The 25,352-nt window shown below is 53.0% G+C and carries 20 protein-coding genes; 2 read left to right on the top strand and 18 right to left on the bottom strand.

Features of this window, described 5'->3' with window-relative positions; genetic code table 11:
- Positions 1-54: 54 nt before the first annotated feature.
- Positions 55-297 carry a hypothetical protein gene (locus tag QMG93_RS25275; RefSeq protein ID WP_281941437.1) on the top strand — a complete coding sequence of 81 codons (243 nt, stop codon included), beginning with the start codon at positions 55-57 and terminating at the stop codon, positions 295-297.
- 261 nt (positions 298-558) lie between these two features.
- Here QMG93_RS25275 and QMG93_RS25270 read toward each other — a convergent pair whose 3' ends face one another.
- The 10 genes from QMG93_RS25270 to asnB all read right to left on the bottom strand — a co-directional run bounded on the left by QMG93_RS25270 (position 559) and on the right by asnB (position 12,490).
- Positions 559-1,386: an undecaprenyl-diphosphate phosphatase gene (locus QMG93_RS25270; RefSeq protein ID WP_281941435.1), complete on the bottom strand. Its 828-nt coding sequence runs from the start codon at positions 1,384-1,386 to the stop codon at positions 559-561.
- Between the two features lie 38 nt (positions 1,387-1,424).
- Positions 1,425-2,159 (bottom strand): ABC transporter permease, encoded by a 735-nt coding sequence (locus QMG93_RS25265; protein WP_281941433.1) that lies wholly within the window; start codon positions 2,157-2,159, stop codon positions 1,425-1,427.
- Positions 2,152-3,072 carry an ABC transporter ATP-binding protein gene (locus tag QMG93_RS25260; RefSeq protein WP_216794973.1) on the bottom strand — a complete coding sequence of 307 codons (921 nt, stop codon included), beginning with the start codon at positions 3,070-3,072 and terminating at the stop codon, positions 2,152-2,154. The genes QMG93_RS25265 and QMG93_RS25260 overlap by 8 nt, the downstream gene beginning before the upstream one ends.
- An 87-nt stretch (positions 3,073-3,159) precedes the next feature.
- A complete protein-coding gene (locus tag QMG93_RS25255) occupies positions 3,160-4,191 on the bottom strand; it encodes a sensor histidine kinase (RefSeq protein ID WP_281941431.1) in 1,032 nt (343 codons plus the stop codon).
- The gene (locus tag QMG93_RS25250; RefSeq protein WP_281941429.1) at positions 4,181-4,897 is read right to left on the bottom strand and encodes a response regulator transcription factor; all 717 of its coding nucleotides are present in this window, start codon (positions 4,895-4,897) and stop codon (positions 4,181-4,183) included. The genes QMG93_RS25255 and QMG93_RS25250 overlap by 11 nt, the downstream gene beginning before the upstream one ends.
- Before the next feature lie 32 nt (positions 4,898-4,929).
- The gene (locus QMG93_RS25245) at positions 4,930-5,526 is read right to left on the bottom strand and encodes a TetR/AcrR family transcriptional regulator (RefSeq protein ID WP_281941427.1); all 597 of its coding nucleotides are present in this window, start codon (positions 5,524-5,526) and stop codon (positions 4,930-4,932) included.
- 124 nt (positions 5,527-5,650) lie between these two features.
- Positions 5,651-7,126 (bottom strand): FAD-dependent oxidoreductase, encoded by a 1,476-nt coding sequence (locus QMG93_RS25240; protein WP_281941426.1) that lies wholly within the window; start codon positions 7,124-7,126, stop codon positions 5,651-5,653.
- Between the two features lie 415 nt (positions 7,127-7,541).
- On the bottom strand, positions 7,542-10,079 hold the full coding sequence (gene uvrA, locus QMG93_RS25235; protein ID WP_281941424.1) for an excinuclease ABC subunit UvrA: 2,538 nt from the start codon (positions 10,077-10,079) through the stop codon (positions 7,542-7,544).
- Positions 10,080-10,408: 329 nt separating this feature from the next.
- Positions 10,409-10,570 carry a hypothetical protein gene (locus QMG93_RS25230; RefSeq protein WP_216794983.1) on the bottom strand — a complete coding sequence of 54 codons (162 nt, stop codon included), beginning with the start codon at positions 10,568-10,570 and terminating at the stop codon, positions 10,409-10,411.
- Positions 10,571-10,657: 87 nt separating this feature from the next.
- The gene (asnB, locus tag QMG93_RS25225) at positions 10,658-12,490 is read right to left on the bottom strand and encodes an asparagine synthase (glutamine-hydrolyzing) (protein ID WP_281941422.1); all 1,833 of its coding nucleotides are present in this window, start codon (positions 12,488-12,490) and stop codon (positions 10,658-10,660) included.
- A gap of 249 nt (positions 12,491-12,739) precedes the next feature.
- On the opposite strand from asnB, the gene QMG93_RS25220 reads away from it, so the two are divergent.
- Positions 12,740-13,309, top strand: a complete 570-nt coding sequence (locus QMG93_RS25220; RefSeq protein WP_216794985.1) for a TetR/AcrR family transcriptional regulator — start codon at positions 12,740-12,742, stop codon at positions 13,307-13,309.
- A 64-nt stretch (positions 13,310-13,373) separates the two neighbouring features.
- Here QMG93_RS25220 and eat read toward each other — a convergent pair whose 3' ends face one another.
- From eat to QMG93_RS25180, 8 genes are all read right to left on the bottom strand, one after another.
- Positions 13,374-14,726, bottom strand: coding sequence for an ethanolamine permease (eat, locus tag QMG93_RS25215; RefSeq protein WP_281941419.1), 1,353 nt, complete (start codon positions 14,724-14,726; stop codon positions 13,374-13,376).
- 34 nt (positions 14,727-14,760) lie between these two features.
- Complete coding sequence (locus QMG93_RS25210) at positions 14,761-16,116, bottom strand: haloacid dehalogenase-like hydrolase (protein ID WP_281941417.1); 1,356 nt, start codon at positions 16,114-16,116, stop codon at positions 14,761-14,763.
- Between the two features lie 172 nt (positions 16,117-16,288).
- A complete protein-coding gene (locus QMG93_RS25205; RefSeq protein ID WP_281941415.1) occupies positions 16,289-17,308 on the bottom strand; it encodes a LacI family DNA-binding transcriptional regulator in 1,020 nt (339 codons plus the stop codon).
- Positions 17,309-17,421: 113 nt separating this feature from the next.
- Entirely contained in the window at positions 17,422-18,087 is a 666-nt protein-coding gene (gene pgmB, locus QMG93_RS25200; RefSeq protein WP_281941413.1) for a beta-phosphoglucomutase, read from the bottom strand.
- Positions 18,088-18,129: 42 nt separating this feature from the next.
- A complete protein-coding gene (locus QMG93_RS25195; protein WP_281941411.1) occupies positions 18,130-20,406 on the bottom strand; it encodes a glycoside hydrolase family 65 protein in 2,277 nt (758 codons plus the stop codon).
- A gap of 392 nt (positions 20,407-20,798) precedes the next feature.
- Entirely contained in the window at positions 20,799-21,983 is a 1,185-nt protein-coding gene (locus tag QMG93_RS25190; RefSeq protein WP_281941409.1) for an aminotransferase class I/II-fold pyridoxal phosphate-dependent enzyme, read from the bottom strand.
- Positions 21,976-22,914 carry a D-alanine--D-alanine ligase gene (locus QMG93_RS25185; RefSeq protein ID WP_281941407.1) on the bottom strand — a complete coding sequence of 313 codons (939 nt, stop codon included), beginning with the start codon at positions 22,912-22,914 and terminating at the stop codon, positions 21,976-21,978. Before QMG93_RS25185 ends, QMG93_RS25190 begins: the two co-directional genes overlap by 8 nt.
- A 33-nt stretch (positions 22,915-22,947) precedes the next feature.
- Complete coding sequence (locus QMG93_RS25180) at positions 22,948-24,438, bottom strand: PLP-dependent aminotransferase family protein (protein ID WP_281941405.1); 1,491 nt, start codon at positions 24,436-24,438, stop codon at positions 22,948-22,950.
- Positions 24,439-25,352: the final 914 nt, after the last annotated feature.

The raw sequence follows: 25,352 nt of genomic DNA, 5'->3' as shown, positions 1-25,352 counted from the left end.
ACGAGTTAGATGTAATATATTTGTATAATATACAATAAAAAGGACGCGATAGATGTGAAAAAAGCAATGGCCATTAGCTTAGCTATAGGTTTTGGCATTTTGGTATCTTGGCTTTCCATGCCCGATCGCCCCGATACTTACGTAGTTTTCGCGCATGTGACCAACCTGAATCCAGAACTTACGACGGCTCTTACGAGCCGCTTAGAACAAAACCATGTATCTTATCAGCTTGATACATCGGGGAACGTCTTTGTCCTGGAATCCCAGTTGGAAAAAGCCGTAGTCTGCTGTTCATAGTACATTTATGGTTTGCTTTTTTTACACAAAAAAAGCCTGACCCCATATATGACGGGGGGAGGCTAGGTGTTGAGAAATTTGGTTTTGGACAAGAATAGAGATACATACGTGGGTGGGGTATCCACTGGAGAAGCGATAGCGGCCGCCTTTGTCTTTGGGAAATATCCGCTAATAAACGGTTCCAATCAAATTTCCCGAAGACAAGAGTGGTCGGAAGTGGATACCCCACCCCCTCGTACACCTCTAAAATTACCTCTTTGCTTACAAAAATACAAAGTAAATAACAGCCGCGAGCACCAAACGGTAAATCGCAAACGGTGCGAGCTTAATGCGGTTGATCAGCTTCAGGAAGAAACGGATCGACAGAAGCGCGAAGATGAAGGCGCTAATAAATCCGACGACGAAAAACGGAATGGTTTCCGCCGTAATCGAGTCCCAGCTCTTCAAAAGCGACAGGAAGCTGGCCCCGGCCATAATCGGCACCGCCATAATGAAGGTGAAATCCGCAGCGGCGCGATGGCTCATCCCAAGCAAAACCCCGCCGGAGATGGTCGATCCGGAACGGGAAAAGCCCGGCCACAGCGCCAAGCATTGAAACAATCCCACAAAAAACGCCTGCACGTATGTAATCTGATCGGCGGTCTCAGTCTTCGGACGGCGGGGCCGGAACCAATCGGCCGCGAGCATGAGAACGGCTCCGAGCACCAGACCGATGATGACCGTCCGGGTAGAGAACAAATATTCATCGATTTTTTTATTGAACAATACCCCGAGAACGCCGGCGGGAACTAGGCCGACGAAAACCTGCAGCAGATTCAAGCGCGGGCCGGAAGGCGTCTGTCCCGGCAATTTTTTAAGTCCGAGCAAATTCATGAACCGGTCCCACATCAGGACGACGACGGCCAGAATCGAACCCAACTGGACCACGACCTTGAACGTATTCGCTACGCTCGGGGGAAACATCTCTTTGGAATGGAACAAGAAATCGTCAACGATAATCATGTGGCCGGTCGATGAAACCGGCGCGAACTCGGTAAGGCCCTCCACGAGTCCAAGAATGAATCCAACAAACAATTCCCACAAATTCAACAGCTCCACACTCCTATTTTCTCGTCTGTGTATCTATATCAATGAATATCTACCTTCTTGAAGTAGATAATCGTTGCCGCAAGTCCGATGAGCGAAGCTGCCAGTATAACGGCGTAAGAAAAAGCCGGCGGATACTGGGGAACGAAGCCTTCGTTCGCGATCACGTACGAGGCAGACCATGGAAATAAAGCCTTGTATTCCGATTCGGAAAGCACCACGTTAGCCATCGTGATCATCGCCGTAAAGATGATGGTGGGAACGTAATTTTTGAACAAAAAGGTGATCAGCATCGTCGGCGTGCACAGGAGAAACAATAGAGCGCCCCCGACTACAAATTGCTTCAAGGATTGGAGCAATAAAGCCATAGTCAAGCCTTCAAACTGCCCGATCAGCCCCAGGATCAGCGTCAACGACCAAATGGTGAGCGTCAGGACCATAATCCATAAAAATAGCAAAATCAGCTTGCTTACGATCAGACTGACTCGGGATACCGGGATGGTCAGCAGGTTTTTCAAGGTATCCTCTGCATATTCCCGATGAAACAGATACGCCGTAATGACCCCGTACAGAAGGGTTCCCACGAGCAAAATCACGTACATATTCGTGTTCATAAAAGCGACTTCGAACTCAATCGGAGTCTCGGGCTTCTTGCTTTTCATATTCATCAAGGCGAGAAACATCATGATAGGGGCCGAAACGGCTCCAAGCATGCTGACCATAAACATCTTGGCCCGCTTCAGTTTGATCAGTTCGGTATAGAGCAAGTTAACCAATCGTCCCGCCCCCTATCAATTGTATAAAGTAATCTTCCAATCTGTCTACACTCATTGTCATTTTTGTGACTTCTATCCCATGCTCCACCAGCATCCGGTTGAGCTTGCCCTGCTCGCCGATATGGCTGTATATCCGGATCACCCGTTCGTCGTGAACCTCGTAATCCGTGATGCCGAAGTGCTTCTCCAGCAGCATCGCCGCCTTATTGTCGTCGGACACCTGAAACTCAAGATATTTGCGGTTCCGCTTGCGAAGCTCTTCGAAGGAAATCTCCTCCAGCAGCTTCCCTTGATGGACGACCCCGATCTGATCGGCCAGCTGCTCGACTTCGGACAAAATATGGCTGGAAACGAGAATCGTTATTTTTCGTTCCTCGGCGAGAGACTTGATCAGTCTGCGGATTTCCTTAATCCCTACCGGGTCCAGGCCATTGGTAGGCTCGTCTAAAATTAACAGCTCAGGATGATGGAGAATGGCTCTGGCGATGCCAAGCCGCTGCTTCATCCCTAAGGAATAGCTGCCGACCAGCTTTTTCGTTTCCTGATGCAGACCGACGATTTCCAAAGCTTCGTCCATGGCGTTTTTCTTATGCACGCCCATCAGCTTGGCGTTGATTAACAGATTCTCGCGGGCCGTTAAATTCTCATAAAATCCGGAGAACTCGACAATCGACCCGATTCTTCTTAAAATCTCCTTCTGATGCTTGTGCAGACTTTCGCCAAAGATTTCAATCTCTCCGTGCGTCGGCTTGATTAAACCGAGCAGCATGCGGATCGTCGTCGTTTTGCCCGCGCCGTTCTGGCCGAGAAAACCGTAAATCTGACCTTGACGCACATTCATGTCAAGGTTGTCCACCGCTTTCTGCGTCCCATACATCTTCGTTAACTGCGTCGTTTTAATAACCGCACTCAAACCGTAACCCCTCCTGCTTTCATCAGATCGTAATTTCATGATAAGCAGGCGATTTTAAATGCCTCTTAATAAGTTCTTAATTGTTTCTTAATCCCGGCTCGCAGCGCCCCGCTTCGGGATGGTGAAGCCAAAGGTCGTTTTCACGCCGGGCTCGCTTTCGGCCCATAAGGTCCCCGAATGCTTCTCGGCGAGCGCCTTCGCGATGGCCAGACCTAACCCGCTTCCTTGAGCGGAAGGATTCCTTGCCCGGTCCGTGCGGTACATTCGTTCGAACACGCGGGGCAAATCCTCCGGCGAAATCCCGCTCCCCCGGTCCCACACCAGCAGACGGTACTTGCCTTCTGCTTCTGCCAGCTCGATGCCCAGCACTTTACCGTCTTTTCCATGCTCGACCGCATTTTTGATCAGATTGCTGACGATCCGCAGCACGCTTACCCGATCGGCCACGATGGAACAGTCTTCTTCCGGAATGTTGGCTTTTAGCTCAATGCCATACTTTTTCAGTTCGGGCAAAAATCCGATCACCGCTTCCCGGACTATTTCTGCAAAATCCAGTGTTTCCGGCTTCAACGGCATTTCGTCCGCATCCAGCTTGGCCAGCTCGAAAATTTCGTCGATCAGCTCCTTCAAAGCGACGGCCTTCCCGGACAAAATGTCCAGATACCGCTCCTTCTCTTCGCTCGAAGCCGCGATGTCATCCTTCAACGCATCCGCATAGCCGATGATCGACGTGAGAGGAGTCCGGATATCGTGGGAGATGTTGGACAGCAGACTTTTTCTCGCCGCCTCGGAGCGGATCGTGCGGACATGAACCTTGGCCAGCTGCTCGATCAATTCGTTGATCGAAAAGATCACCTCGTCCAAATGACGGTCATCGTTCGCAAGCAGGCGGGTATTCGTATTCCCTTGCGTGGCGCGCCTCAGCGCAGCCGCCATGGCCTTCAGCCTCGCCGTGAATCGGTACCGGACGTACAGATGGATGACCGTCAAGGCAAGCAGCGCAGCAAATAAAGCCCCGTGGACGATGCCTTGGGGCTGGTAAATCCAATCCAGGATGAAAAGCGCAGACAAGACGATGAACTGCACAACAAGGAGAAGAGCGCCTTTGTCATGCCTCATCTTTGTCACCTGCAAACTTGTATCCGATGCCCCATACGGTCTGAATCCATTTCGGATCGGACGGGTCCTCCTCGATCTTCATCCGGAGCTTGCGGATATGGACCATCACGGTATTGTCGTCTTCCAAATAATCGCTGTCCCATACTTGCCGGAACAGCTGCGTCTTCGTAAACACCTGCTCGGGATGCGAAGCCATAAACTTCAGCAGCTCGAACTCTTTGCCCGTCAGCGTGATTTCTTCCCCGGCTCTCGTGACCGTATACTTTTGCAAATGAATCGTAAGGTTCTTAAAGCTCAGAACTGTCTCCTGCTGCGGGCCACTTTCGCTGCCCAAAACCAGGAACCGCCGCAAATGGGCTTTAATCCGGGCGACCAGTTCATGGATACTGAAAGGCTTCGTAATATAGTCGTCCGCCCCGATGCTCAGCCCCAATACTTTATCGATCTCCTGATCTTTAGCCGTGAGCATGAGAATCGGGACATTCGTCTTCATGCGAAGTCTCCGGCATACCTCGATGCCGTCGATCTTGGGCATCATCAAATCAAGTAAGATTAGGTTATAGCGGTGCGCTTCGAACAGACGGAGAGCTTCTTCCCCGTCTGCCGCTGCATCGATCCGGTACGTTTCTCTTTCCAAATACGTTTTCACCAGATCGCGAATTTCCCGATCGTCATCGGCAATAAGAATTCGAATATCGTGCTGCATCGTTCCACCTGCTTTTTTTCTGGCATTCCCGATTAAGGGCCGGTTACCATCCGCATTAAGATGTCGCTGCTTGGAAGCCGGTAAGTTTCTTCGTCTTGGGCATTCAGCATCATGAGACTGGAAAGAACCGATAAATAAGCGGAAATAAGCTCCGCAGGATCGCCCGCCGCAATTTCGCCCGTTTGTTGGCCTTCCTTGAAGACAGGAAGCAGCTCGTCGACAAAGCTTTTCAAGGAATATTGGGCAATCAGCTCTTTCACCTTCTCCGGGACGCCTTCGGACGTGCGCGCTTGATAAATCAGCATGAAGTAAGGCCTGCCGCCTTCGTCGAGAATCTCTTTCGTTAAATATTTTATTTTGTCGAGCGGCGAGCCTTGCAGGTCATAGATGCTCTTCATCGCGTCCTGCGCTCCCAGCATCGCCATTTGGACAAGCGTCGTGAAAAGCTCGTCTTTCGATTTGAAATAGTGGTACAGCAAGCCGTGGCTGATGCCGGCCTCGGCCGCAATCATGCTCATTTTCGTTCCGACGATACCCCGCCGGGAAAACACCTTAAGCGCGGCCTCCATAATCTGTTCCTTGCGCTCGTCGCGAATTTGGTGCAATTGTTCATCGTTTAAAGGCGCCAATGATTATTCATTCCTTTGCCTGAAAATCTTGCGGCCATTCATAGATAGATAGACGTCGCCTATGAGTATACCATTTCTCATGATCCGATGGCTATTGTACCGGGTCGCCAGAGTGCAACGGCCCTTAACGGCTCATGGACGGATAAGGCGTCTCGGAGAAGGAGGGCACGATGTCGTCCCATACGTGTTCCAGCGGCTGACCGTACTGCTGCGTCAGCTCGCCAAGCCACTGCCGGCCTTCCTCCGTCGCCGCGAGTACGCTCGTGACCAGATCAGGATTCAGCATTTCCCGCGGCGAGATCGACAGCGTATTCACGGCCCAATATAGTCCGAACAGCTTAAAATCAGGCCCGGCCGTCGCACGCTCCAGATGCAGATCGAGATATTTCCGGCCGAACGAAATGCCTTTTAGCGGCTCCGCGCCCTCATACTCGACGCCCTCCCACTGCAGATCATTCGCGCAGTTCAACCACCAGGCGGGCTCGATCGCAGCCTGAATGTTTCGGAGCGCCCGCTGTTCGAAATGCGGCCGTGGGGCCTCCCATTGCTCACGCAGGCAAGATTCCAGTACCTCCGCTTCGATCGCCGCGACGGTCATGCCTTGACCGAAGATCGGATCGTAGATGCAGAAGGCATCTCCCAACACCAGCAGTCCGGACGGCCACCGGTCCATTTGTTCAAAATGATGGCGGTGCAGGGCCGGCACACGAAATCCGCGCGGGTTGGTGATCGGCTCGAGCCCTTGCAGCAGCTCGGCAATAAGCGGGCTCGGAAGCTGGGCGACCGCCTGCTCGAATTGTTCCGCATCTGTTGGTGGATAATGCCCGCCCGGGCGATAAAGCAGTACCTCTGCGATCTGATTCTCGATGATCGAAAATACGCCCGAGAACGTGCCGTTTGCCGGCTGTCCCCCGATAATCACAGTATCCCACGTTTCGGTCAGATGCGCTTGGCCGGGAGGAATCCGGTACCGCCGGGTGCTGTAGCCCAGATTGACCTTCAGCAGGTCCGGCTTCGGCACGTCATATCCCAGATTCTCAAGCCATGCGGTCAGCTTGGAGGACCGCCCGCTGGTATCCACGACCAGATCGGCCATCAGAAGCTTTTCTTGTCCGTCCGCTCCCCGTTCCCGAGCCGCAACCCCTGTGACGGCGGCATGATCCGGCGTCGTCAATAAGCGCAGCACGTCATGTTTCGGAAGAAAACGGACGCCTGGAATTTCCCGGACGCGCTTGCGAACGACCCACTCCAGCAAGGCCCGGCTGAACTTGTAATCGTTGCGCGGATACTGGACGACCACGCTTCCGTGTTGATTCATGTTGTGCACGGTCTTGTTCAGCACTGACCGGGCTCCCTGCTCCGCCAAATCCTGTTCGAAGTCCGGAAAAAAGCGGGTCATAATCTCTTTGCCCCGCTGGGTGAAGCGATGCGGATGAAACGATTGGGGCGTGCCTGCACGGTCTTCCGGACTGGCGGGAAAATCGTCCTTCTCCACGATCACGACCTCTTCGTAATAATCCGATAGCACCCGTGCAGACAGTAATCCGGCTATGCCTCCACCAATAATGAGAGCTGTTCCTTTTTTTCGCATGTTGTTCATAAATATCGCTCCTTTTTTAAAATAGATTGACTAAATCAGTCAATAATTTGGCGCAGCTATTCCTGCAAGCTGCTTATGAACCTTGGGCTTGAAGCAAAAAACTCTGCCATGTCCGGTCACCTCAAAGCCGGACGCAAATTGCTAAGACGTTGTTCCTGACTTTTTTAGATTGACTCGATCAGTCAATTTCAAATTACACTGCTTTTCATTTTTTGTCAACGACAATCTTTTGCGTTCGGCTGCATAGCAGCGGACAAAAGTGCGCTTCCTTCTTCAAAACAAAAAACCTGCCGGCACGAGGCTAGCAGGTTCATTTTTCACCCAAATTGTATTATTCGTCGTATCAATCCGTTACTTTAATCTCAGCGCAATCCAACCGTGGACAGGCGTCCTCGTTACATTCCGTGCACTACTCTTATCCGGTCAGCACCCGCCCCAAAAAGGCTGCGGTATAAGATCCGTTCGCTTGCGCGACATGCTCCGGCCTGCCCTGCGCGATAAGATAGCCGCCCGCTTCTCCCCCGTCCGGTCCCAGATCGACGATCCAATCCGCCTCGCGGATCAGGTCCAGATGGTGCTCGATGACGATGACCGTATTCCCTGCGTCTACCAGTTTGTTCAGCAGGTGGAGAAGCTGACGCACATCGGAAGGATGTAGTCCTGTCGTCGGCTCGTCGAGCAGGTACAGGGTATGCCCTTTTGTTTTTTTGCTTAATTCCTTGGCCAGCTTGAGACGCTGAGCTTCTCCTCCAGAAAGCGTAGTCGCCGGCTGGCCCAGCTGCAAATAGCCAAGCCCCACCTCGCACAGCAGCGCCAGCTTGTCCGCCAGCTCGCGATGCCCGCCGAAGAAATGCAGGCTTTCCCGGACCGTCATATCCAGAAGCTCGGAGATGTTCTTGCCCTCGTACGTGACGCTCAAGATATCGTCCTTAAACCGCCTTCCGCCGCAATCCGGACACACGGCCTCCACGTCCGGCAAAAAATGCATATCCAGCAGCAGCACGCCCAGCCCCTGGCATTTCTCGCATCTTCCTCCGGGCACATTGAACGAAAAATGCTTCGACGACAGCTTTCTCCGCTTGGCTTCCGGCAGCTCGGAGAACAGATTGCGGATCAGTGTAAATACGTCGGTATAGGTGGCGATGTTGGAGCGCTGGATACGTCCGATGGGCGCTTGATCGACCGTAATCAATCTGTCGATATGCCCGAGCCCGTCGATGCTTCCGCAATCCAAGCCGCCTTCCGTGCGCCCCTGAAAGTGCTGTCGGCCGGCCGGATCGATCAGGTCGAACAATAACGTCGACTTTCCAGAGCCGGAAACGCCGGTAATGGCAATAAACGTGCCTAAAGGAAGCTCGACCGTAATGTTTTTCAAGTTTCGCGCAACCGCGTCCCGGACGGTCAAGAAAGCACCGTTGCCGGACCTTCGCCCGGAGGATAGCGGCCGTCCATGATCGCTGCTCAGAAATTGTCCGGTGACCGAGCCAGGATTCGACTTCAGCTCCTCCAACGTTCCGGTACCGACGATCGTCCCTCCTTGCCGGCCTGCGCCCGGCCCCATATCGATCATATAATCGGCTGCTTCCATCACTTCGACGTCATGCTCGATCACAAGCACGGTATTTCCCAGATCGCGCAGCTGCTGCAGCACGCCGATGAGCGAAGCGGTATCCTTCGGATGCAGCCCTGCCGTCGGCTCGTCCAGAACGTACAAGACGCCGGTCAGACCCGAGCCTAACAGCGAGGCCAGCCGGAGACGCTGCGCTTCCCCGCCAGACAGCGTATTGGCCTGCCGATCAAGTGACAAATACCCCAAGCCGACCTTGGTAACCCGCCTCATGCGCTCCGCGATATCGTGGAGGATCGGGTCCAACACGTGCTGTCCCGCTTCGGATATGGCGGGCCGCACCTCTTCCAGCCACCCCATTAAGCGGTGAAGCGGCCATGACGAAATTTCGGCGATCGATTGCCCGCTGATCGTAACCATGCGGCTCTCGCTTCGCAGGCGCGTGCCTTCGCAAGTAGGACATAGGCGGCGGGTGAAATACCCCGCCAGCTTCCTCGACTGAGCGGTATCTCCGGTCTGCTCCCGGTGCCGCCGGTCCAAATAAGTCAGCACGCCCTCGAACCGGCCTTTGCCGACCGATTTGGGCGCCTTGATGCCGGGAAAACGTCCCGCAAACGTCTCGCTTTCCACGCCGTGAAGCAGCAAATCCCGCTGAACCGGACTATAATCCTTCATAGGCGCGTCCGGATCAAACGCAAACCCGTAATGCTTCGCCGCAGCCTGCAGCACGTCCGAATAATAGTCGATGAACATGCCGTCCCAAAAGGTGACGCAGCCCCCGCGAAAGCTCCGTTCTTCATCGAAAACCAAGCCTGTCTCCAGGCTTGTCACGATTCCGAGCCCGGCGCACGCTTCACAGGCGCCTTCCGGCTTGTTGAAGGAGAAGTGGGCCATCTTCAGCTTAGGAACCGCGCCCCGGCATTGGGGACAGCGGTCCGTTTCCGAGCTATAGCTCTCCTCCAGAAGCTTCGCCCCGGGGACCGCTCCTTCCCCGACCGGTTCGAACGAGGGCCTTATCGTGGCGCCGCACGACGGACATGGCCGCTCCCCGAGCCGGGCGTACAAAACCCGCAAATACGTATAAATCTCCGTTACCGTTCCCAGCGTAGACCTTGGGTTCCGGTTGGCGATCTGCTGGCCGACCCCAATCGACGGGGAAAGCCCGGTGATCGATTCCACCTTCGGCTTGTCGATCGCATCCGTGACCATGCCCATCGATTCCATATACTGCCTCTGGCATTCCTTCTGCAAAATGTCCATCGCCAGCGTCGATTTTCCGGAACCGGACAATCCGGTCAAGACGACGAGCTTATTCTTCGGAATGCTCAGCGAGACATGCTTCAGATTGTTTTCATAGGCGCCTTGGATGACAATAGCTCCTTCCATCGTGTATCCTCCTCGTTTCCATCTGTCTTGGGTACCGTATCTTCCTAGATCAAGTATACGTGCCGCACATGACATCTATTGTCATATTAGACCAAGGCTGTACCTGAAGGCTCAACGGGAAAATCATGAAACGGAGGATACTGCGATCGAAAGGGGGGGATCGTGGAATGAGGCAACGCGAAGGGACATGGACGAGGCTTAAAGAATTTGGGGCGAGTATCTCAATAAAGCGGGCCGGACGCCCGGATTGCAGGACCGGAGCTTGACGCGCAGCCTGCGCCGAAACGCGGACTGCACGCCTGCCACTCCGTTCCGCCGCCGAAGCCGGGCTATTCCTGCTCTAGGACGCCGGCCGTTTCCTGCGATGCCATTTGCTTCTGCGCGGAGGCAACCGGATTCCGGTTGTGCTCGAATTCGTTCATTTCGCTAAATGACTCCGTGCTGCTTTCTTGCGTCTGCTTTTCTTCCTTGGGGGCATTGTATTCTGCCATCGGATTCCCTCGCTTGTCGGTCGTTTTGTTTTCGACATGTATAGAATATCCAGTGCGGACGGAATACTATGCACAGACTCCCTCACTTCACGCCCCAAGCTCCAGCTTGACACCATATTCCTTGAGCCAGCAATTCACCTGCACCAGGTAATCAAGAATCGCGCGGGCATCGGTTCCGCTCTCTGCGGTGCTCTTGCCTTCCGCAATAAGCCTCACCTTCGCGACATCGATCAGCGCATGAATCGGAGCGTTCGGGTCGTCCAGAATGTCAAGCATCCATCGGCTGATCAGGTCGAGGTAAGCTTTGTCCTTCGTGCTTGGGTAAGCGCTCTTGCGGCGGTTTCGGACATCATCCGGAAGAACGCCTTCGAAGGCACGGCGCAAAATCCCTTTTTCGATATGATCGATGCTTTTCAGCTCGAACGGCACGTTCCACAAATATTCCACGAGCCGGTAATCGCAGAACGGCACGCGCACTTCGAAGCCCGTCATCATGCTGGCCCGGTCTTTCCGGTCCAACATATAAGGCAGGAACCGCATGATGAACAGGTACGACATCTGCCGCTGCTTCCGCTCAAGCTCCGCTTCCCCTTCGAGGAACGGAATCTCGCCGACAGCCTCTTGAAAACGCCGCTTGCGATACGCTTCGAGCTGAAGCATATCCCGAATCTCCGTTTTCAGGATGCCGGAGGTATAGCCGAAATTGATCAGCCACGGAAAGATCTCGGCATTCAAAAACTGCTCTTGATAAAACCACGGATACCCGGAAAACACCTCGTCGGCGGACTCGCCGGACAGCGCTACCGTCGCATCCTTCTTCATTTCCGTAAACAGCAAATAAAGCGACGTTTCGATCTCGCCGACGCTCGGAAGGTCACGGGCCCGCATCGGCTCAAGCAGATGCTCGATCAGCTTCTCCGGCCCAAAGACGACGGAATGATGCTCCGTGCCGACATGCTCGGATACCCGCCTGACCCAAGGCTCGTCTTTGTCGCGCCGCATAAAATCCTCTTCGAAGTCGCGGTCGTTGTTTGCAAAATCGATGGAATACGTGTGGAGCTTCTTCCCTTGTTCACGGAAATTTTGGCCCGCCAGCGCCGTCAATCCGCTGGAATCGAGCCCGCCGGACAGCATGCAGACGACCGGCTTATCCGCGATGAGCTGCCGCTTCACCGTATCTTCGAGAAGTGAGCGGATCGTCCGAACCGTGGTCTCGGTATCGTCCGTATGCTTGCGGCTTACCAGCTTCCAGTAGCGGATATTTCGGCTGCCTTCCGCCGAAAACGTCACGTAATGGCCTCCTTTGACCTCCTCGACGTCCTTGAACACCCCTTGCCCGGGAGTTCGCATCGCCCCCATGCCGAAAAGGTCCGCCAGCCCTTCGCGGTCGACGACGGGTTCCACCAACGGATGGGCCAGCAGCACCTTGATTTCCGACCCGAAAATGATGGCGCTTCCTCTTCTGGCAAAAAACAGCGGCTTTACCCCAAGGTGGTCCCGGCCGAGCATCAACTGACCGCGCTGCTCATCCCAGATGCCAAACGCATAAATGCCGTTAAAATACCTAACGCAATCCTCCTTCCACTCGACATACGAATGCAGAAGCACCTCCGTATCGGAATTCGTTTCAAACCGGTGGCCTTTTCCTTCCAGTTCCCTTCTCAGCTCCCGGTAATTGTAGAGCTCGCCGTTGTAAGTCAAGGCAATGGTCTGCTCGCCGTCCCGATAAAGCATCGGCTGCTTCCCGCCTTCGGGATCGATGACGATCAGTCGACGGTGCCCGATAGCAGCCCGCTTCGAATACCAGAAACCTTCGGCATCCGGCCCGCGATGCGCAATGGACCTCGTCATCTCCGTTAATACCGCCCGTTCGTTGGAAAGGTCCTGGGACCAATCCACCCATCCTGCAATTCCGCACATAATGTTCTACCTTCCTTCCTCATCGTTTAGTTTGCTGCGCCTTTCGGCTCTATAGTTGACATCACACCGCCTTAAATTCGACCAAATGCATAAAACGGTCGAAATTTGAGTGAAAAAATCGACCAAATTTATCCATTGGTCATAATTCAATAATAGGACATTCCAACGATTTTGGCAAATATTGACTATTTAACTAGGTTAATGAATAATAGATAGCAGATTATATATTATGGGGGCATGGGCGGGTCAATGAAACAACCGGATAAAAAACAAAAAATCATCGAAGCGGCAACCGAGCTGTTCTTGGGTTTGGGGGTCCGGCGTACAACGTTGAGCAAGATTGCGGAGAAGGCGGGGATCGGCAAAGGAACGATCTATTACTATTACGAGGATAAGACCCAAATTCTGATGGATTGCTACATAAGGCATGTCAACCAGATGCGGTCGAAGGCTTTCGCCGAGCTTCAACAAGAAAGCGATGTTTTGGTGCGTCTACGAAGCATTCTTGGCTATTTAAGCGCAGAGGTGCATCAGGACCCTTTCGTTTCCACCTTGTTTGAGGAATACAAAGAATTCCGGCTCGCGGAGATTGAAAAATGCTTCGTCCAATCCGAAGAAGCCGCCGTTCAATTGATCGGCAGCTTGATTCGGGAAGGGCAGCAGCAAGGGCACTATGCCCAGGTGCCGCTGCCGCTTACCGCGTTTATGTTGGTCAAAATGATTTTTTCCTACGAGCTCGATTATCCGAAGACGGAACAAAGCGACCAGGACTTGAAGCAGTTGCTTCGGCATATGCTGCGCAAACGCTCCGATGATTGAACCGAAGCGGCGGCCTCATTGTGTTGACGCTGCCGCCCGGCCGAAAACGTCGGCTGCACGAGTTCTAATCCAGTACGGTGCTTTCCCCCGCGGGAGCGTCGGCTGGCTTTACGCGAACCAGGTAATAAAGCACGGCTACCGCGAAAATGACGACAACGACGCCCCAGAGCGGAACATTCATGCCGAACAGCGGAAGCGAGGTCGTCATGAGGCTGTAGCGGATCACGCAATAGAGGAACACCAATCCCAGAATCAACGCGATGGCCGGAATGACGGGAAAAGCCACTTTAAAAGGCCGCTCCATATTCGGTTCCTTCACGCGCAGAATGAACAAGGAAATCATGCTGAGACAGTACATGACGACGGCGCCGAATACCGCAAGCAGGATCAAGGCGTTGGCAAAATCGGCGGAACCGGCGCAAATCACGCCGATCGCACCCGGTACGATGAGCCCCCATACCGGTACGCTTTTGGAATTGAGCTTAGCCAGAAACTGCGGGAAGTAGCCGGCGCGGGCCAGCGCGTACGTCTGCCGGGAATAGCCGATAATAATGCCGTGCAGGCTGGCAATCAGGCCGAACAAGCCGATAATCGCCACGCTCATAGCAAGCCAGCTACCTTCGCCGTAAACGCTTCCAAGCGCCTGAGGAAGCGGGTAATCTGCCGGTTTTCCGATCCCTCCTCCAAGACCGGCTGTCACGAACAGCGTCAACAGCGTTGCTACAGTCAGCGTTAAAATGCCGGAGATAAAGCCGCGCGGAATGTCCCGCTTCGGATTCTTGACTTCTTCAGCCGCCATCGCGCCGCCTTCGATCGCGAGGAAGAACCAGATCGCAAACGGGATGGCCGCCATGACGCCGCCGCTTCCCCCGATAAACGAATTTGCGTTCACCAAATTCTCCATCTTCACATGCGGCAGCCCCGCTGCGTAAAAAATCGCAAGCCCGATCAACGCAGCGATCGTTGCGCCAAGCTCAATCAGCGCGGCGCCTTTCATGCCCACCAAGTTGATCAGAATAAAAAATACGAACACGCCGATGGTCACGTAGACCGGCTCAACTGCTGGAATCAGGAAATGCACGTACGCCCCCGTAGAAACCGCAATGGCCGGCGGCGCGAACACAAACTCCAACAGACACGCGATCCCGGCAATAAATCCACCGAATGGCCCCATCGCCCTTGCCGCGTAAGCCGAAGGCCCGCCGGCATTAGGAATGGACGTGGACAGCTCGGAGTAGCTGAATATAAAACAGGTAAAAAATACGATGACGAGCAGCGAAGCGATCGCAAGGCCCATAATTCCGCCCTGCTCAAACCCGTAGTTCCACCCGAAATATTGACCGGAGATGACCATCCCGACCGCAATTGCCCAAAGATGAATCGGCTTTAACGTCTTCTTCAATTCATGATTTTCCATACGTCAGTTCTCTCCTTCATGTGGGCTATGAGGGCTATTTCAGCAATTTCTCTTCGGACGATCCTAAACTAACGCTTTTTTCGGTATTTCGGAAGGTTCCTGTATTATCGTCCCTTCCCTGCAACAAATATTTGGCGTTTCCTGTGCCTATGCCGTTAGCCGCCGTTTTCGACAATTCTCCGAGTTCCCCTCCCTTCAAGCGGTTGACGATCAATCCCAGCTTCATGTCTTTAAAATCCGACAGCATCGCCGTATCTCCGTCGCTATCTCCGGCCACGAAGATCGGCCCGTGCCCGTATTTGGATACCAGAAAACGCTCGATCGTCTTCGTCTTTCCTTTGCCCTGCGTCTGGTCGTACCCTTTGCGATATTCCGGCTGAATGACCCCAGCAGCATCCCGTTCCAGCTCCATTGCCAGGACGTGATCCTCCGGGAGGGAATAGCCGTATTTCGGGTTCGACGCAAATTCTTTGACCACATCGATGAAGGAAGCGGAGCATACATAGACGTCGATTCCGTTGTCCATGAACGTTTTATACAGATTTTGCTGTTCCGCGAACGCCCGCAAGCCGGTTTTGATCTTCACATCGACTACGCCCGCTTGACCCGGCAGCTCACCCGGACTGGCCAGCGTTTTTTCGCCGATGGCGTCCTGCAGATTGTAATCGATGGAGGCTCCCGCCAATTGACGCACTTCCTTCTCCGTCATCCCGGTGAACAAATACGTCACCCAGGGATAGCTGACATCCGGGCTGAAGGTTCCCCCAATCGCTTCGTAAAGATATCTGGCCTTGGCGACAAAATCTTGATATTGCGGGGTTGCTTTGATTTCCTCCAAAGATTTGGTTCCCTTGAACCCCTTGTAGTTTTCATAAAGATACTTGTAATCCGCCCCCAGATCTTCGCTGATGAGGTCGATCTGGACAGGCTTCCCAGCCTTATTATTGAATTCTTTCTTGAAATTATCCTTCGGGATATTCTTTTTGATTGCGCTTACAAATTGTTCCGGCGTCATTTTAAACTGCAAGTTCGTAAGCTGGTACGTCAACAAAGTTTCCTCGACATCGTTGAATGCGGAGGTGTTGTCCCAATCGAAGACGGCGTAAGGCCGTTTATCCTTGTTATAGCTTTTGCTGCGGACGCCGAAGTCGTCGATTAAGGCTTGAATCGCTTTGTGATTGGCCGGGGCCCAATGCAGAAGAGCCAGTTGTTGCGATGGGGATGGCGCAGGTTGTTCCACTTGGGTCTTGACTTCCTGCTGCGTTGTGGTCGATGGGCTGCAGCCTGCCGACAAGCTTACGAATGCGGCGGCTAATATCGAAACGACCGCTTTGGTTGTTTTGACGCTTCCCGATGGTCTTGCCGTTCTCTTTGGTTCGGCCAGCCTCATACTTTATCTCCCGCCCTTTCTGGTTCTGATCACAATCGTTCCGGAAACAAAAAAATGCCTTGGAGCAGAAGCGAAATTACACACTTCTGCAGCCATGGCACCGTTGCCCCGTTTATCCACTTGTATAAAAAGATATTAAAACACAACCGTCCGAATATGCAACATTAATTTTTTAGAAAATTTCGCATTTTACATTTTTTACCGTATCGCGGGCGACGATTTGATGCGAAAGATACGTTCTAAGTGTGGCCGGACCTGCTCCGTCCTGCACTTCCTGAAGCGTTCGCACGGCCTTGTAGCCGATCTCGTAAATCGGCTGGGCGACGGTCGTCAACCGCGGCAGCGACATGCAGGCGATTCTCGTATTGTCCATCCCGAGGATGGACACCTCATCGGGCACCCGAACTCCGCTTCGATAAAGGAAATAAATCGCCCCCAGCGCCATCTCGTCACTTGCCGCGAACACGGCGGTCAGCTCCGGATTTTTGGTCCACAGTCTCTCCATCGCCGCATAGCCGTCGTCATAGCGGTAGTTCCCGAATTCCACGCACCGGGCGGAATCGAAGTCAAGCTCGTTTGTTCTCATCGCCCGCATGAAGCCTTGAAGACGGGACATTCCGGCGATCGGGTCGAGGTGCGGCCCGCTAATCATGGCGATCCGCCGGTGCCCGCAATCGATCAAATATTGCGCTGCATCGAAGCCGGCCTGCTCGTCGTCGATTTTGACCGAAGGAATGGCGTACTCCAGGCTTTGCGTGGAAGCCAGCACGACCGGCAAGCCGAGCTGATTGAAGATGTCGTAATAATCGGGATAAACCGGCTCGCTGGTGAACACGAAGCCGTCGATCTGCTTCTCCTTCATGCTCCGGAGCGCCGAGATCATCCGCTGCTTGTCCTTATCGGTGTTGCAGATGATAATGTTATGCCCGAATTCCTGTGCCGCATCCTCCATGCCACGGAACATTTCGGCGTAGTAATAATTGGAAATATCAGGAATTAAAATCCCCAATGTTTTCGTCTTCTTATGGATCAGACCTCTTGCCAAAGCATTAGGGTGGTATTTCAATTGTTCGATCGCGCGGAGAACCCGTTCCCTTTTATCCTTCGTGACTTTGTCCGGCGCATTCAACACTCGCGAAATGGTGCTGATGGACACGCCCGCCAATTTTGCAACATCTTTTATCGTAGCCATAATATGCAGTACTCTCCCGATTCAAGGGAATGAGCATGAAAAGGTTTTCATACCTGTTTCATTGTAAATGATTTGTCATTCGTCGTCAAATCGCCCGAAAGGTGACTGTCCGTTTAGCGAACCAGCGGCAAGATGGCTTCCAAGGAAAGCTCGGCCGTGTTCTCGTACACCAGATCGGCATGGGCGAACAGCTCCTTCGCGCCGATCGCTACCGCGAACATGCCCGCTCCTTTAATCGCCTCTACTCCCGCCGCCGCGTCTTCGACGCCAATGCAAGCGCCGGGCTCCACTTCCAGCAAATGAGCGGCTTTCAAAAAGATTTCGGGGTCCGGCTTGCCACGCTGCACCGTCTTGGCATCCACAATCGCGTGAAACTTGTCCTTGAGGCCGAGCGATTCAAGAACCGCAAACGCGTTTTTGCTGGCGGACGCCAGTCCGATCTTGAGCCCTTGGGCCTCAATCTCGGCAATAAATTCGTTGATGCCTGGCAATATGTCCGCAGGAGTAATATTTTGAATCAAGGTCAAATAATGCTCGTTCTTTTTGTCCGCCAGAGCGATTTTTTGTTCCTCGGTATAATCGTGCGCTTTGCCGCCAAGCACGAGAATTTTTTCCAGCGATTCCATCCGAGAAATCCCTTTCAGCTCCTCGTTGAATTCGCGCGTGAACGGGATGGACAGCTCCTCGGCCAGCGCCTTCCACGCTTCGTAATGGTATTCGGCCGTGTCCGTAATGACGCCGTCCAGATCGAAAATGACCGCTTGTACCGGTGTGTTCATGTTCTGCCTTCCCCTTTTCATAAGCCAAGCTTGGCCGCTCGGTTAGTTTGCTTTCAAGGCTTGCTCCAACAGCCGATTGTGCTGCAGCGTTACATCGTTCCCGTACAGCTTGAGCGTCAGCGCTTCGCCTTCTTCCAACGTAAGCCGGATGCTCTGACGATCGATATCCACGGCGAGCTTGCGTCCGCGGTATTGAAGCCGGAAAGAATACCGGTCCCACTGCCCCGGAATTGCAGGCGCCAGCGACAGCCCGCTCTCTTTCAAGCGCAAGCCGGCAAAGCCGTAAACGATGGACATCCAGGTGCCGCCCATGTTCGCCATATGCAGGCCGTCTTTGGTATTGCCGTGCGTATTGTCGAGATCGAGACGGGCCGTTTCGATGAAATAATCGTAAGCTTTGGCATCGTATCCCAGCTTGGAGGCCATAATACTGAAAATGCAGGAAGACAGCGACGAATCATGGGTCGTGATCTTCTCGTAATAGGTATAAGAATTACGGATCGTCTCCAGCTCCTGCTCGTCCTCCAACAGGAAGTGGGCGAGCACCGTATCCGCTTGCTTGCACACCTGATAACGATAGAGCGTCAACGGATGATAATGCAGCAGCAGCGGGTAGTTCTCTTCCGGCGTATTTTCAAAATCCCATACCGCTTTTTGCAGAAACGTATCGTCCTGTGGGTTAATGTTCAGCGCCGGATCGTATGGCAGGTACATACATTCCGCCGCCTGCTGCCATGCCTCCGCCTCCTGCTTCGTCACATTCAGCCGCGCGCACAACCGGTCTAAAACCTCTGGCGCAATTTCGGCTAACAGCCTGTAAGCCTTGGCCGCCCACTTCAGATTATGCTTGGCCATGGCGTTGGTATAGTAGTTGTTGTTAACAACGCACGTGTATTCGTCGGGTCCGGTCACGTTGTCGATCCGGAACTCGCCGTTTAAATAATGGCCCATATCCAGCCACAGGCGCGCCGTTTCGAATAGCAATTCGGCGCCATACGTTTTCATGAATTCATCGTCCTGCGTGCCGAGATAATACTGAATGTAGCTGTAGGCGATATCCCCGCTAATATGATACTGCGCTGTACCAGACGGGAAGAACGACGAGCATTCCGTCCCGGAAATCGTGCGCCATGGGAACAAGGCTCCTTGCTTATGCCCCATTTCTTTCGCCCGGGCCCGGGCCTGATCCAAGGTCGAATAGCGGTAAATCAGCAACTGGCGGGCAATCTCCGGCTTCGTCATCAGAAAGACCGGGAACATGTAAATTTCCGTATCCCAGAAATAATGACCTTCGTACCCTTCCCCGGACAAGCCCTTGGCCGAAATATTACTGTATTCGTCCCGGCCGACCGATTGAAGCAGATGATAGAGATTGAAGCGGATGCCTTCCTGCAGGCTGCCGTCGCCTTCGATATGGATATCGGCGTTTGTCCAAAAGTCGTCGAGGTACGTTTTTTGGGCATCCAGCAGATCTTCAAACGTCATCCCGCCGAGCTGTTCATGTATGCCGATGGCCTGTTCGACGAGATTATCCCGGTGGCGCAAAGTATCCGTATACACGTTCCACTTCGTCACCCGAACCGGTTCGGTCAAGTCAAACGTCAGCACGGTTTCGCCGTTATCGCTCTTGATTTCGGCAGCACCGGATGCCGTATGGCGGCTGACGCAAGCCGTTTTCAAGCCGGACACCAGGGTGCGGTCCACTGCGTAGACGTAGCCTTGCTTTTCCCCGGCTTCTTCCACTTGCAGACGTTTGGAATGGCCGGAGGCGACCCGGGGATCGTTCGGATCGGCGAAGTTGGACACATCGCCGTTGACAGTCGACAGCACTTTGACCCGCCCGGTGAAATTGACCGGCTCGATCCGCAGATCGATCGCAAACAATTCTCTGACGGTCATGGAAACGACGCGCCGGAAATGGAGCTTCACTTCTTTGCCACCCGGGGAACGCCAGTGCACCGTTCTTTCGGTATAGCCGCGGTCAAGGTGAAGCCGCCGCTCGTAAGCAACCGCTTCCCCGGCAAATAAAGAGAACTCTTCTTCGTCTTCGCCCAAATAAATCTTGATCGTTTGCGCGTCGATGATATTGAGCAGCTTCTGCTGGGTTCCCGGGAAGGCGTAAAGCTTTTCTCCGTAAGGAATTTCGATCACATCATGAAACGCGTTCTGGTACGTGCCCCGGATCGAGACCATCTCCGGGCGGTAGCCTTCTTCAAAGTTGCCGCGAACGCCAAGATACCCGTTGCCTAACGAAAACAAGCTTTCCAGATTCAGCAAAGCTTTCGGAGTCAATTCATTGTTCGTTAAAGTCCATGTCACCGCTTATCACTCCCGGACGTAAAATTAATATTTGAAAAGCTTTTCAAATTCAATCAAAGCATAGCTTCTAGCTTAGCGAACCATTCCACTCTATTATTAGTGAGATTGCGGGTAGTTGTAAAGTGGTTTTTTTCGCTGGTTTCACTTTGTTTTTTGACGCATTTTGCCCTATGATCATTTTATTTAGCCGCTATCGAGAGTAACGGGGCTTTCCCGTTTTTCGAGGAGAAATGAATGAAAAGCTTTTCAAATATGAGCCTACATTTTCCAACTGATCGGCAACTACCCGCGTCCCGTCATCATAGTACACATTGGATGGATGCACCTGTTCGAATGAACAAATAGAGCTTCAAAAGTTGAAGCTCTCTCCAGTGCGATATGCTAAATTTTCATCAAACCGGCTGCATCACCTGCATAAACCTTCCCATCCGCTCCAGCGCCTTCTCCAAATCGACGACCGAGGTTGCATAGGAGCAGCGAATAAAGCCCTCCCCGCCTGTTCCGAATACATGTCCCGGTACAACCGCCACCTTCGCTTCCTCCAGCAGCCGAAGAGCGAATTGCCCGGATGACATGCCGGTAGAAGCAATGGAAGGGAAGGCATAGAAAGCCCCCTCAGGCTCGTGACAGACCAGCCCGATTGCATTCAAGCCGGCCACAAACAGCTTGCGGCGTTCATTGTAGCTCGCCATCATCTCATCCTTGGCAGCCAAGCCATGACGCAAGGATTCAAGCGCGGCGATCTGTGCAATCGTGGGAGCACACATGGCCGTGTACTGGTGGATTTTCAACATGCCGGCAATTAGCTCACCCGGACCGCACGCATAGCCTACCCGCCAGCCTGTCATCGCGAACGCTTTGGAAAAGCCGCTGACGACAATCGTACGCTCCTTCATGCCCGGCAAGGAGGCGATGCTGACATGCTTTCTTCCATAAGTTAGCTCGGCATAAACTTCATCCGAAATGACGACCAGATTATGTTTGATAATGAGCTCTGCGATCGGCAGCCAATCCTGCTCCGTCATAACTGTTCCGGTCGGATTACACGGATAATTGATCATCAAAACCTTTGAATGAGGCGTAATTGCCGCTTGCAGCGCTTGCGGGGTCAGCTTGAACTGCTCCTCCGCCGCAGCCGCCACCTCCACGATTTTACCGCCATGCAGATGGGTAATCGGTTCATAGGCAATGTAGCTTGGCGCCGGAATCAGTACCTCGTCACCCGGATCGATCACTGCCCGCAGCGCCAGGTCGACGGCTTCACTGCTCCCCACGGTCACGATGATTTCCTGCTCCGGGTCGTAGGAAAGCGCGAAGCTGCCGGCAAAATAAGCCGAAAGCTCCTCTCGCAGCTCCATCAAGCCAGCATTTGAAGTATATTTCGTCTGCCCTTCCCGCAATGCCTGAATGCAAGCTTCACGCACCTTTTCCGGTGTAACGAAATCCGGCTCCCCGACTCCAAGGGCGATTGTATCTCCCCCTGCTGCACTCAGATCAAAAAAAGCGCGAATGCCCGATGGCCGAATATCCTGTACACGCGAGGATAAAAACCGCCCTGTACCCTCTTGACTAAACATATTGCCCCATCCCCCATTCCAGTTCCCGCTCATGGAGCGAGCTGGCAATAATACGGTCCAGCAACTGGGTAAAGGTTACTCCCGCAGCAGCCGCGCTCTTCGGAAGCAGGCTGCCCGCGGTCATTCCCGGTAAGGTGTTCACTTCCAACACGTAAGGCGTATCCTGACACAAAATCATATCGACCCTTGCATAAACCTTGCATTGCAGCAGCCGGTAGCTAGCCAGCGCCGCTTCGCGCACACGCTGCTCGATAACGGGAGGAAGCTGGATCACCTTCTCCTCAGCGCCGCCGGCCTCGTATTTCGCTTTGTAGTCGAACCACTCCGAATGCGCGGAGCGAATGCCGATTATCGGCAATACCTCGCCATCCACTATCGGGCAGGTGAGCTCCGTCCCTTGAATATAGGGCTCAATCAAGATCGCTTGATCCAAGCTGCAAGCCTCCTGAACAGCCCGCAGCAGCTCCTTCTCATTCCTTACTAGCTGGATGCCGATGCTGGATCCCCCCGTATTCGGCTTCACAATAACCGGGTAGCCCAGCCGCTCCACCGCCTGCGGATCATAATCGTCCATCCCCTGCCAGCAAAGGCCTGCAGGCGTATGCACACCCGCTGCCTTCAGCAGCATCTTGGACAGTTGCTTATTCATGCATAAGCTGCTTGCCAGGACACCGCTGCCTGTATACGGAATGCCCAGCGTCTCCAGCGCTCCCTGCACCGTTCCGTCCTCGCCATACTGGCCATGCAGCGCCAACAGCGCAAGTTCGATGCCTGCCTGCTGAACCCGTGCGATTAAATCCGCTCGCTGATCGATCACAATGGGAACCACCTCATAGCGGCTGCGATCCAAATGACGGATCATCTCTTGACCTGTCTGCAGAGAAACCTCACGCTCAGAGGAAATACCGCCCATAATAACGCCAATTTTCATCACGACACCTCATTTTAGCTCTTTTCTTCATCGTTATGCCTCAAGAAAGCTGCGCGCCTGTTTGCCGATGATTTGAATACCCCGTTCGATATCTTCATCCGTTACCCTTGAAAACCCAAGCCGCAATGTATTCGTCCCTTCGCCTTCTTGAATAAAAAATTTGTCTCCCGGTGTAAAAATAACGCCCTGTTCTGTGCAGGCTTCCAGCAGCCGGCGTGTATTTACGCTTGTCGGGAACGTGAGGAATAAATGCAAGCCCCCGTCGCCGGACAGCTGCGCCTCGGGAAGATGCGCTTCACAACACGCCTTGGTCAGCTCATATTTGCGCTTATACTCCGTACGTGCTTTTTTTACATACTTATCGAAATTTCCATTGAGCAAATATTGGTATAAAATCGATTGATCGATGGTTGAGGTATGAATGGTGCGTGCACGCTTAATGCTTTCCAGCGTGTCGATCAGCGCCCGGTCTCCGAGCACCCAGCCTACCCGCAAGCCAGGGAACAGCACCTTGGAGAAGCTGCCGATATAGATGACTCCGTTCCCTTGTCCTGCGGTCGCTATTAAGGGCGCCACATGCGCTCCCGAGTAGCGCAGCTCCTCGTTGAATCCATCCTCGATTACCGGAATCTGATAGCGCATCATTAATTTCATTACGGCACTGCGCTTGGCCGGCGACATGACGATGCCTGTCGGATTGTGATAGGAAGGAGTCAAATAGGCCAGATCGAAGCGGTTTGGCTGCTTCTGCAACACCGCCGCTAGCCGCTCCACATCCATTCCGTCACGCTCCATCGGAATGCCGGTAATTTCAAATCCTTGCAGCTTCAAATTTTTGATCGCCGTATGATGGGTCGGATTTTCACAAATTGCCGCTCCGCGGCGCGCAGAAGGGCGCAATGCCGACAGCACAATGTCAAAGCCTTCTGTAAACCCGCCTGTAATCAGCATATCCTTGCCGCTTATATCGACGCCCTTGTTCTCCATATAATGCATCAGGTATTCGATCAGCGGCTTGTAGCCCTTGGCATAACCGTAGTTGAGCAGCACCTGCCCTTCGATTGCCATCCGGTCCATAAAGGCTCGCCTTACATCCCCCAGATCAAACAGCTGCTCATCCGGAGCGATGCTTGTGAACGAGATGGCTCCTTTTTTGCCGCGAATGCCCTGCTTCATCCTATCCAGCTCTACAGCCGATACAGCATACTCGTTCATTCTTGCTTTCCAGTCGATCTGCCAGGCGGCGGAGCCGTCAGCTCCTCCGTGATCTGCAGCCGACTGGCCCACCATGGCGGCCACATAGCTGCCCTTGCCGGGAATCGTATACGTAAATCCGTCATCCTCCAGGCCTTCATAGGCGGCAATGACGGTATTGCGGCTCACCTGAAGCAGACCGCTCATTTCTCGTGTGGAGAGCAGCTTCTGATCCGCCTGAAGCGATCCTTTTATAATTAAACGTTTGACGTATTCTTTCACTTGTATCGCGACCGGACGGTCACCGACGAGCTTGAAATCCTGGAACATCCTTCATCGCCCCCATCTCTAATGATGGCATGGAAAACGAGAGAAAAAAAGAACCACCGCACTGGATTTTTCATCCTTCGGTGGTTCTTCCCGTAATATTTGCTATCAGGCTGCCGATATCAGCGTATTGGTCTGCCAAGTCAGCAATTAGTTAAGAAATCACGGATACTTCAGCGTGCTAGAATTCATTTATCAAATATTAGGAGGAATGAATTCTGTGGAGAAAAGTGATTTTATCAAAAATAGTTTCCGTCGACAGTTATATTGAGGGAGCTAACGGAGAAGCGGACTGGTTTACGTGGGACGAAGTCATTCTGGGCAAATTGCCGCACGGAAACGTGATATAACCGATTGTTTATTCATCTGCTTCGCACTTAAATCCCTGGAGGTATCGTGTCTTGCACTCTATAAGTTTTCAGTTGAACATGTCTCGAGAGTGGTCCATCGACGTTGCTGAATTATGTCCCGAGGAACTTGCTGACATTCAATTGGAGTTGTTCAACAACACGATCCGCTGGCAGGTCGGGCGTCTCCTGTATTCCGCTAACGGGAGGGTAGTTCCAATAAATGGCGAAGTTATTATGAACAATTTTAGGAGTGATGACTTGGCTATATCAACTCGTTGCTCCGCAGCGCGCGAGCTTCCTCGTACACCTGAAACAGCGCCTACCAGTCCTCGAGCGAAAAAGTGGAAATGAAAACATCAGTAGTATCAAATAGAGATGGGAGCTTAAAGATGGCGAATAGAATTGTTGGAGACTTGGAAAATAAACTAATCATCTACGGGTACAGGAAGCCTCTGGGTTCGCGTACTTATTTACCTTTTCTTCCTGAGGCTATAGTTGATGAATTTATAGATGCTAAAGTGGTACTAGAGCGCGACAGTAAAGAACAAAAGATTTATCAAATTTATT

It is taken from the genome of Paenibacillus tyrphae (assembly GCF_027925525.1).
Classification (GTDB): domain Bacteria; phylum Bacillota; class Bacilli; order Paenibacillales; family NBRC-103111; genus Paenibacillus_G; species Paenibacillus_G tyrfis_B.
This window is presented reverse-complemented; position numbering and strand designations above follow the sequence as displayed.

Bases quoted from the DNA above. Each gene is read 5' to 3' on its own strand.
- QMG93_RS25255 (WP_281941431.1), bottom strand. From the start codon at position 4,191: ATGAGGCATGACAAAGGCGCTCTTCTCCTTGTTGTGCAGTTCATCGTC.
- QMG93_RS25250 (WP_281941429.1), bottom strand. From the start codon at position 4,897: ATGCAGCACGATATTCGAATTCTTATTGCCGATGACGATCGGGAAATT.
- QMG93_RS25240 (WP_281941426.1), bottom strand. From the start codon at position 7,126: ATGAACAACATGCGAAAAAAAGGAACAGCTCTCATTATTGGTGGAGGC.
- uvrA (WP_281941424.1), bottom strand. From the start codon at position 10,079: ATGGAAGGAGCTATTGTCATCCAAGGCGCCTATGAAAACAATCTGAAG.
- QMG93_RS25230 (WP_216794983.1), bottom strand. From the start codon at position 10,570: ATGGCAGAATACAATGCCCCCAAGGAAGAAAAGCAGACGCAAGAAAGC.
- asnB (WP_281941422.1), bottom strand. From the start codon at position 12,490: ATGTGCGGAATTGCAGGATGGGTGGATTGGTCCCAGGACCTTTCCAAC.
- QMG93_RS25220 (WP_216794985.1), top strand. From the start codon at position 12,740: ATGAAACAACCGGATAAAAAACAAAAAATCATCGAAGCGGCAACCGAG.
- eat (WP_281941419.1), bottom strand. From the start codon at position 14,726: ATGGAAAATCATGAATTGAAGAAGACGTTAAAGCCGATTCATCTTTGG.
- QMG93_RS25210 (WP_281941417.1), bottom strand. From the start codon at position 16,116: ATGAGGCTGGCCGAACCAAAGAGAACGGCAAGACCATCGGGAAGCGTC.
- QMG93_RS25205 (WP_281941415.1), bottom strand. From the start codon at position 17,308: ATGGCTACGATAAAAGATGTTGCAAAATTGGCGGGCGTGTCCATCAGC.
- pgmB (WP_281941413.1), bottom strand. From the start codon at position 18,087: ATGAACACACCGGTACAAGCGGTCATTTTCGATCTGGACGGCGTCATT.
- QMG93_RS25190 (WP_281941409.1), bottom strand. From the start codon at position 21,983: ATGTTTAGTCAAGAGGGTACAGGGCGGTTTTTATCCTCGCGTGTACAG.
- QMG93_RS25185 (WP_281941407.1), bottom strand. From the start codon at position 22,914: ATGAAAATTGGCGTTATTATGGGCGGTATTTCCTCTGAGCGTGAGGTT.
- QMG93_RS25180 (WP_281941405.1), bottom strand. From the start codon at position 24,438: ATGTTCCAGGATTTCAAGCTCGTCGGTGACCGTCCGGTCGCGATACAA.